The following is an 8,845-nucleotide window of genomic DNA, read 5'->3' on the forward strand; positions in this document are numbered from 1 at the left end:
CTTGGGTGCTGGTGCTGGGCGCGTGGTGGGTGGTGTGTGGTCGGCCGGGGCGGGGTTGTTCCGGGGTACGGCGCGCTGGACCGGCGGCCCGGTCGTCGCGCCGGTCGCGGGCGTTGCCCGGCCACTGGGTCGGCTCGCACTGGACGCCGGGTCGGTGCGTCGGGTCGGGGTGGTGTCGTGCTGGGAGGTGGCGCGCTGCACGGGCGTACCGGTCGTCCCGCTGGTGGCGGGCTTGCCCGGCGTGCCGGGCCCGGACGGGCTCATGCGGGGCGACGGCGCCGTGCTTTGGGCGTCGGTGGCGCTCGGAGCGTGCCGGGCCGTCGCGCGCTGCAGGGGGAGGCCGGACGTTGCGGGGGCCTCGGGAGCGGCAGCGGCGGGGTTCGTCTGCCGGGTGGTGGCGGTCGGCGGAGCCTGGTGCTGCGGGGGCACTGCCCGTTGGACAGGGGCGCCGGTTGTGACGGCCGGAAGGGGCGGGGACGCGGACGTCCGGTTGCCGGACGGGTCCGCCCGAGGCGGTACGGCGTCCGCGGACGACGAGCCGGGTTCTCCCCGGTCGCCGCCCGCCGACGACGGTGCCGCCGCCGAGGAGCCCGGCGCGGTGTCCGTGGTCCGGCGGGTGGCGGGCAGGGCCCGTCGCTGCACAGCCGCCGGCCCGGTCGGGGCCTTGGTCAGCGAAGACCGCGGCCGGGGTGACGCGGCCGGCACGGGTGTCGCCCGGACGCCACGGGTGGCCGGCGCGGGCGCGCCCGCCGGGGTGGCGGACGACGCCGGTCCGGCCGCGTGCGACCGCTGGACCGGCGAAGCCGGGGCGGGCGCGGTCGCGGGCGGGACGGACGGCCGGGGGGTACGCGCCGCGGGAGCCGTGGGCGTGGGTGTGGGCGACGCGGTCGCCGGTATCGCCCGCAGCGGCGCGACCGGCATCCGCTGCACCGCCGGTACTCGCGCCGGGGACTTCGTGGGCAGAGTCTGCGTGGCGCGTTCGCGGCCCCCCACGGGGGGAGCCGATGCGGTGAACGCCCCCGAGAGCAGGCTGTTGCCCGCCTCCGGGTCGAGAACCGCGGGGGACGGCGCCCTCGTGAACGACGGGTTCTGCCACGTCGGGAGCCGCCCGCTGAATCCGGTGTCCGCGACTCCCGTACGTCCGTCACCCGTCGCCCGCTGGATCGGCGGCAGGCCCGGCCAGGCGGCGATGGCCACGGGCGGCGCGCCAGACCCTGCACTACCGCCCGAGCCCGTACCACCCGAGGCCGGGCCCGAGCCGGAGCCCGACCCCGAGACCGCGCCTCCGCCCGGGGCCGGGTTCGTGGCGACGCTCGCGCCGCCGCTGTCCCCGCCCCGGACGCTGTCGTCCCCACGGCCCCGCAGTCGGTCCAGAAATCCCACCGCTCAGCCCTCCGCCGCGCCGCGCGTCACGAGGGACGCGATCTCTTCCGTGTACCGGCGCCGGTCCTGGTGTTCCAGGTCCAGGATCGCCTCCAAGCCCCAGTGGAAGTGGTAGGCGACGTACGCGATCTCCTCGTGCAGCCGGTCGGTCGCGTACGTCACGATTCCCCCAGGCGGCTCCCGCCGAGTTCCACCTCGAAGGGCTCCGAGCAGTGCGGACACTGCACGGCCGCGCGGGTGTGGCCCTCCGCGTTGATCTGGCGGTAGAAGTCCTGGAGGAACGCCAGGTCGGAGGCGAACATGTTCTCCACGATGCCGTCGTGCACGCTCGTCAGTGTGCCCAGCTGGGTGATGACCCGGCCGAGCAGCACCACCGACAGGTACGCCGGGTTCTGCTGCACCCGCACGTCGCGCAGCGGGATCAGTTCGTCCCGCGCCGTCGACAGGCGCATCACACCGTCCCGGTGCACCGTGCCCGAATCATCGACGTACCCGCGCGGCAGCTCGAAGGGGAACTCGGTGCGCAGCTGCTGCCGAGGCTCCGGATCTGCCGGCGGAGCGGCCGGCGGGTCCGCCGGAGCGGCGGCGGAAGCAGTACGGGGGAAGTCCGCTTCCGCCGCCGCGGTCTGGGGGGCCTCGGGCGCCGCGGCGGACGCCCTGCCGACCGCGCGCCGCACTAGTCGACTTCCATTTCTTCGAACACGATGGTGACCGTCTCGGTCAGCGCGTTGGTGTCGCCCGCCTTCAGCGAGCTCAATTCCTGCTTGCAGCACCAGGCGTTGCGCATGTTGTAGCGCTTGACCGGAGTGTCCTCGGCGTCCATCAGGATGATGGAGGCGTTCTTCCGCGCCGTCTCCATCTTGCCGTCGAAGGAGTCGTGAATCCACGTGGTGAACGCCTGGGACGGAGTCACACCCCGGACGACGGTGCACTGCCCGTCCTTCTTGTTACCGGGCATCACCGCCGTCTCGAGCTTGCCGGTGATGGCGTTGTTCTGTTGGTGCCTGATGACGTCCTGTTCGAGGGTGATGCCGTTGACCTCGGCGAGGTACTCGACTATGACGCCGTCGATCTGGAGCCCGAAATTATTTCCGGTGAGGGAATCACCCTGCATGAGAGCCATGTGTTCGCTGTCCTTCTAGGGATCAGAGAGAGGGGGGAGGGAGGGGGTGGGGCTCGGAGAGTGGGAGAACGCGTGCCCTACTCCTCCAGCTCCCCGCTGCCGCTGGAGAACTGGGCCAGTCGGAAGACCACGAACTCGGCGGGCTTGACCGGCGCGACGCCGATCTCGCACACGACCCGGCCGAGGTCGACCGACTCCGGCGGGTTGGTCTCCTCGTCGCACTTGACGTAGTAGGCGTCTGCCGCGCTCTGGCCGAACAGGGCGCCGCTGCGCCACTCGTTGACCAGGAACGCGGAGACATTGCGGCGGATGCGGGCCCAGAGGTTGTGGTCGTTCGGCTCGAACACCACCCACTGGGTGCCGATCAGGATCGACTCCTCCAGGTAGTTGAAGTACCGGCGGACGTTCAGGTAGCGCCACGCCGGGTCGGAGGAGAGGGTGCGGGCGCCCCAGATGCGGATGCCGCGGCCGGGGAAGGAGCGGATGCAGTTGACGCCGATCGGGTTGAGCAGGTCCTGCTCGCCGCGGGTGATCTGCAGTTCCAGGTCCACGGCGCCGCGGACGACCTCGTTGGCGGGTGCCTTGTGCACGCCGCGCTCGGAGTCGTTGCGGGCCCAGATACCGGCGACGTGGCCGCTCGGCGGGACCAGGCGGGCCTGGCCGGTGGCCGGGTCGAAGGCCTTGATCCAGGGGTAGTACAGGGCCGCGTACTTCGAGTCGTAGCCGGCCGTCTCCTGGCGCCAGACCCGGATCTGACGGGCGTTCTGGCTGGGCGGCGGGTCGATGATGGCGACGCGGTCGCCCATCAGCTCGCAGTGGGCGATGAGACCGAGCTGGACGGCCTTGACGGCCTCCAGGTCGATCGCGCCGCGCTGGTAGGCGGCCATCAGGTCGGGCACCGCGACCATGGAGATCTCGTCGATCGCCTCCAGGCCGCCGAAGCCGGTGCGGTCCGAGGAGTCGCCGAGGTACTGGGCGGGCCCGGGGTGCGCGCTCTCGGCCTGCTCGGCCGGTACGGCGGGGCCGGCGGCCGGCGGCGCGGGCAGCGTCAGGGTCTGGTTCTCCGGGCGGGCCAGCTGTGCGGACGGCGCGGCCTCCGTCACGGTGATGAGCTTGGAGCGCTCCTTGACCTGGGTGACGACGTAGGAGCGGTTGCCCTTCTTGGCGCTCACGTCGAATGTCTCGACCGGCTTGTCGCCGTCCTTGACGATCAGCTTGAAGCGCTCGGCGGGTCCCTCGCCCTCGGGGTCGGCGACCTCGACGGTCAGCGGGCCGCTCTGACCGGCGGCGGTGGCCGTCACGGCGAAGGTGCCGAGCTGCTTGGGCTCGGCGGCGGGCAGCGCGGCCGGGGCGGCGGTGCCCGTCACGGCGGCGGGAGCGGAGGACGCGCCCGTGGCGTCCACGGCGGCGTCCTCGGCGGAGCCGCCGACCCGGACGACGTAGGCGGCGCTGCCGCCGTTGTTGAAGAAGCCGTAGACGGAGTGCGCGAGGTAGTACCCCCCGGTGAAGTCACCGAAGGCCGCGACGTACTGCGTCCAGTTGGTCACCAGCGTGGGCTCGTTCAGCGGACCGGACGGTGCGAGTCCGACGAAGGCCGCCACCGAAGTGCCCACTCCCTCGATCGGGCGCGAGCCGCTGGCCACCTCCTCGACGTAGACGCCGGGCGACAGGTAGGACGGCATGCTCTGCTCTCCTCGGGGTACGAGACAGGACGCCCCTCAGCCTCACGCGCGCGTTGCCGTCGCCGAAACGTCCCAGGGTGCCGGACTGGGGGCATGGCGGTTGCCCCTGGCCGTGCCCGTTGGGGCAGACTCCTCGCCTTTCTCCGGTGGACCCCTGGTGGACGACTGGTGTTTCTGTTTCAACATCCTTTGTTGAGTGTCAGTTTGCCAGGACGTCATCTTGCGATCAGACCCCGTTCGCGGGCGTTCCGTCCCGCCGCACCGGCGCGGAGCAGTGGTCACACGGATGGTGACGGAACGCCAGGAGGGGTTGTCCGTGTCGGACCGCTTGCACGAAACGCAGACCCGTCGCGCGGACACCGCAGGATCGTCCCGGCCCCGGCCCGGTCCACGGCAACCGCGCCCCGCCTTGGCCTCCTTGCAGGCCAAGGCGGGAAACAAAGCCGTCACCACCGCCATCCAGCGGGCGACCGCCACTCGGAGTGCCGAGACCGCGGGCCAGTCCCAGGCGGGTCCGTCGGGAACGCAGGGCTTGGTGGCCGGCCTTGAGCGGTCGGGTTCCGCCACCGACGCCGCGGGCCCGGGCGCTTCCGCTTCGGTCACCGGGCGGGCACCCGGTGACCGTGAGCAGGACGACGCCGGGCGGACGGCGGCCGAGAACGAGGCCAAGGAGCTGAAGGGGAACGCCGCGAAGGAGGCCGTGAAGCGAGCGGACGCCGAGGCTCTGATGTGGGAGCGGGCCGGAGCCGCCACCGAGGCGCGGAACCTGGCGACCGCGGCTGAGGGCAAGGCGACCGAGTGGGCGGGTAGGGCCGGCGAGGCGGAGCGGGCGCGGGCGGCGGCCGCGGACGACGAGCGGCAGTGGGCGGAAGAGGTCGAGAAGGCCGAGAGGAGTCGGGCGGCGGCCGAGAACGGTGTGCGGACGCTGACCGGCGAGGAGACCACGGCGCGTGAGCGGGTGGCCGAGGCGAAGGAGCAGCTGGCCGCCGCCACGGCCGAGGTGGAGCGGCGTACGAAGCGGGCCGAGGCCGCGGCGCGCGAACTGGCCGCCGCCGAGGCCGAGGTGAAGAGGCGTACGGACGAGGCGGAGACCGCGGCGAGGGAACTGGCCGCCGCCAAGGCCAGGGTGCGGGAGCTGGCCAAGGACGCCGAGGCGGCGGCGAAGAGGCACGAGCAGGCCGAGGCCGCCGTGGCGGCGCTGACGGCGGCTGAGGACGAGGCGCAGAAGGAGGTGAAGGACGCCGCGGCCACCGCGCAGGCCGAGGTGGAGAAGTGGGCCGAGGCCGTGCGGAAGGCGAAGGACCAGGTGGCCGCCGTCGGGGAGAGGGCGGAGAAGCGGGAGGGGGAGGCCAAGGCGGCGACAAGCAGGCAGACGGAAGCCGACAAGGCCGTGAAGGAGTGGGCCGCCGCTGTGGAGAAGGCGGCGCAACAGGTGGCGCCTGCCCAGGACGCGCTCCAGAAGCGGGAGGAGGCGCTCGAGAACGCGGTGAAGGCGCGGACGGGTGCGGAGACCGTGCTGGGCGAGCGGGAGGCGGCCAGGACCGAGGCGGAGCAGCGGGTGACCAGGGCCGCGGCTGTTCAGGTGACACAGGAGGAGGCCAAGGCCGCGGCGCAGGAGCAGGTGGAGCAGGCTGAAGCCGCGGCGAGGGGCCACAGGCAGGCGGAGAACGCGGCGTTGGCGGCGGCGGCCACCGCCGCGCGGGAGCGGCAGCGGGCGGGGGAGGCCGAGGCTGCGGCGCGGGAGGCCGCGGCCGCGGTGAAGAAGCGGGCGGCGACAGCCGCGGAGCAGACCGACCAGGCGTCCCAGCCGGAGCAGACGCACCAAACGGCCCAGTCGGAGCAGACGGCCCAGTCGGAGCAGACGGATCAGGCGGCGGAGCAGCGGAAGCCGGGGCGCTGGAAGAGGTTCAGAGACGACGTCTCCAGTTTCACCAGGGCCAAACAGAGGATCGATCCGTACGACACGGCGGTCCTTCGCGGCACGGCGCCTCCCGGAGCGCAGATTCGAGCGCACGCGAGCGATACGAACACCACATCGACATATGGCGCCGGGCCGCAGCAGCAGGTCGAATCCGGAATCAACATCATCAACACCGGCCTGGGGTTGGTCAACGACGGGCGCGGCTTTGTCGCCGCGACAAAGGTCGGAGACGACGTGCAGGGGTCGGCCGCCCACCAGGCGAAGAAGGACAAGAAGGGGAAGTCGGCCGGTTTCCTGACGAACGTCGTCATGGGTTTCGGTGACTTGTTCAAGGTCGTCGAAGCCGGAATCAAGAACAGTGGAGTCCCGGGTGGTGTAGCTGCCCTCGGTGAGGGAACCGGTGTTTTCACCGCAATATTCTCCATAGGGATCGGCGGTCGTGAGACCCGTGTCGTCCACCGCACTACCAAAAAGCGCGAGGATCTCAAGAAGAATCTTCTCAAGGATGTGGAAGCGAAACGCACTCGGACACTTCAGACAGTGCTCAATCGCTTGGGTGAAGTAAACGCTGAAATGGTCGACAAAGCGGTCGGTATGCCGGTCCCCCAGGATGGCTCGGCGGCTGAAGGAGCGCACCCCCTCGATGCCTCCCAGGCGGAATTGAAGGCCCTCAGGGGAGAGTTGCTGGAACATCTCGCCGCCGCGCAGCGGTACGCGATACACAAGCAGAACAACAAAATCATCAAGCGTCTGGTCAGCCTGGGGGGAAACGTAGTCCGTACCGCGGGCGGCATTCTGGTTGTGGTAACCCTCGCCGGGACGCTCGCCAGTCCGGCCGCACCTGCCGTGGGTATCGGAGGAGCGGCCGCTCTGGGTGGCCTCGCTGCCTACAAGGGAGGCAAGGGCGGTTACAAGCGCGCTGAATCGGTACGGCGCCCCGACAGGTGGCATCGGACCACGTTGGCTCAGGGTAAAGACGAATACACCGAGGTGAACGGCGACGGCAAGGGCAGCGGGTGGCGTGCGGCAGCGGAGTTCTTCAAGGTGACGAAGCCCGTCGTGCAGGGCAAGCGTCAGGTCTGGGCCCAGGAGATCTACGCGCTCGCGGCCGGGCCCGCCGTCCCCGTGGCCGGCAGCGTGCCCAACGACATCCGTCTCAAGGCACGTCAACTGCTCCTGGACCTCAGGTGTGACCCGGACAGGCGTAACGAGACGCAGGAGCAGTGGGAGGGATCGCTCAACGACCCCGATCAGCAGGAGGACTGGGAGAAGTACATAGCGAAGCAACTGGCCTCCTGAGAGCCACCCACCGGGCCGGGCCTCGTCGTCCGACGGTGCCGCTGCCCCCGGTGTTGCCCGCGCGGGCCTGGCGGGGGGGCGGGGCGGTCCGGTAAGGCTGGTGGCCAGACATCCGGTGTCGAAGGGAGCATGGTGCGCGCTCACGAGGAAGCCGCCGATCAGAAGGCCGTGAGAGGCGGTCAGGCTCCGCGCCGGGCCGTGACCGCGCCCATCGGCGTGCGAGGTGGGCCGATGACCCCCGCGACGGCCCTGGCGCTCCAGCGCTCCGTCGGCAACCGGGCGGTCGCCCGCATGGTCGCCCAGGACCAGCACGTGCACGGTGCCGGCTGCGGGCACGGCGGGGTCGAGGACAGCAGTCCCGAGGGGCAGCGCCAGCTCCTGGACGCGGCCATGGCCACGCCGAGCCGCCCACTGGCCGGGTCGGTGCGCTCCGAGGCCGAGTCGTTCTACCAGAACGACCTCTCGCCCACCCGTATCCATGACGGTCCGACGGCGCAGCGCGCCACCGTGGCACTGGGAGCCGAGGCCATGACGGTCGGCTCCCACGTCTTCCTCGGTCCGCAGGCGTCCGGCCGGAAGGACATCATCGGCCATGAACTGGGCCACGTCGACAAGAACCTCAGGGGCAACCGGGAGACCGGCAACAACAACGGTGCCGGAGTCACCGTGACCGACCCGGGCCAGGACTCCGAGCGGACGGCGGCGGCCGACGGCGCGGCCTTCGCGGCGGGAGCGCCGACCGCACCGTCCGTCGTCGCCCAGCGGGCGGCCACGGAACACACGGACGACGCGGAACGGCTCTGATCGCCACACGAGCGGCCTCGTCGGGCAACGAGGCCTGCCCCCCGGGGCGCCTGACGACACGGCAGGTAACCGGGTCCTGTCGCGTGAGCCCGTGCACTTCACCGGAGCCCGCGTCCCCGACTGTGGACCCCGGCAGCAGCGCGTGTGTGTGCCTGAGGATGCGTAATCGGTCGAGGGACACCGGCTGGACGCCGTCCGTATCACGTGTGTGACCAAGGACGTCGGGGCAACCGGGTGTGCCCCGACGGCTCCTGACGGCACCCCGGTCCGCCCCTAGCGTCTCGGTGTGACACTTTGGACCTCCCTGGAGCCCGCGTCCACCACCGTCGACCCCGGCAGCAGCACATCTGTGCGCCTGAGGGTGCGTAATACCGGCGATGTCGTCGACGAGTACCGCTTCGAGCCGGTGGGGGATGTGGCGCCCTGGACGACGGTGGAGCCGCAGACTCTGCGGTTGTATCCGGGTACGACGGGGACGGTGGAGCTGACGTTCGCTCCGCCCCGGACGCCGGATGCGGTGGCCGGTCCCAACCCGTTCGCGGTGCGGATCACTCCGACGGAGCATCCGGACGCGGTGACGGTGCCGGAGGGGAACCTGACGGTCACGCCGTTCACGGAGGTGCGGGCGGAGTT

6 protein-coding genes and 2 pseudogenes are annotated in these 8,845 nt (G+C 71.5%); 3 read left to right on the plus strand and 5 right to left on the minus strand.

The features are described from left to right. The 5 genes and pseudogenes from ACH4NX_RS32610 to ACH4NX_RS32630 form a co-directional block, all read right to left on the minus strand. Positions 1-264: pseudogene (locus tag ACH4NX_RS32610) on the minus strand (hypothetical protein); the annotation flags it as partial. 1,122 nt (positions 265-1,386) lie between these two features. Then, entirely contained in the window at positions 1,387-1,545 is a 159-nt protein-coding gene (locus tag ACH4NX_RS32615; RefSeq protein WP_351398551.1) for a DUF6760 family protein, read from the minus strand. After that, positions 1,542-2,060, minus strand: coding sequence for a hypothetical protein (locus tag ACH4NX_RS32620; protein WP_351398552.1), 519 nt, complete (start codon positions 2,058-2,060; stop codon positions 1,542-1,544). The genes ACH4NX_RS32615 and ACH4NX_RS32620 overlap by 4 nt, the downstream gene beginning before the upstream one ends. Next, a complete protein-coding gene (locus tag ACH4NX_RS32625) occupies positions 2,060-2,506 on the minus strand; it encodes a phage tail protein (RefSeq protein ID WP_351398554.1) in 447 nt (148 codons plus the stop codon). Before ACH4NX_RS32625 ends, ACH4NX_RS32620 begins: the two co-directional genes overlap by 1 nt. 77 nt (positions 2,507-2,583) lie before the next feature. Next, positions 2,584-4,188 carry a phage tail sheath subtilisin-like domain-containing protein gene (locus tag ACH4NX_RS32630; RefSeq protein WP_351398556.1) on the minus strand — a complete coding sequence of 535 codons (1,605 nt, stop codon included), beginning with the start codon at positions 4,186-4,188 and terminating at the stop codon, positions 2,584-2,586. 286 nt (positions 4,189-4,474) lie between these two features. On the opposite strand from ACH4NX_RS32630, the gene ACH4NX_RS32635 reads away from it, so the two are divergent. From ACH4NX_RS32635 to ACH4NX_RS32645, 3 genes and pseudogenes are all read left to right on the plus strand, one after another. Then, positions 4,475-7,408: a hypothetical protein gene (locus tag ACH4NX_RS32635; protein ID WP_398153375.1), complete on the plus strand. Its 2,934-nt coding sequence runs from the start codon at positions 4,475-4,477 to the stop codon at positions 7,406-7,408. A gap of 231 nt (positions 7,409-7,639) precedes the next feature. Continuing rightward, complete coding sequence (locus ACH4NX_RS32640) at positions 7,640-8,212, plus strand: DUF4157 domain-containing protein (RefSeq protein ID WP_351398559.1); 573 nt, start codon at positions 7,640-7,642, stop codon at positions 8,210-8,212. Positions 8,213-8,498: 286 nt separating this feature from the next. Continuing rightward, positions 8,499-8,845, plus strand: a pseudogene (locus ACH4NX_RS32645) (hydrogenase expression protein); the annotation flags it as partial.

The organism is Streptomyces sp. NPDC017225 (assembly GCF_044331465.1).
Lineage (GTDB): Bacteria > Actinomycetota > Actinomycetes > Streptomycetales > Streptomycetaceae > Streptomyces.

Coding starts and splice junctions, on each gene's coding strand:
- ACH4NX_RS32625 (WP_351398554.1), bottom strand. CDS start 2,506: ATGGCTCTCATGCAGGGTGATTCCCTCACCGGAAATAATTTCGGGCTC.
- ACH4NX_RS32630 (WP_351398556.1), bottom strand. CDS start 4,188: ATGCCGTCCTACCTGTCGCCCGGCGTCTACGTCGAGGAGGTGGCCAGC.
- ACH4NX_RS32635 (WP_398153375.1), top strand. CDS start 4,475: ATGGTGACGGAACGCCAGGAGGGGTTGTCCGTGTCGGACCGCTTGCAC.
- ACH4NX_RS32640 (WP_351398559.1), top strand. CDS start 7,640: ATGACCCCCGCGACGGCCCTGGCGCTCCAGCGCTCCGTCGGCAACCGG.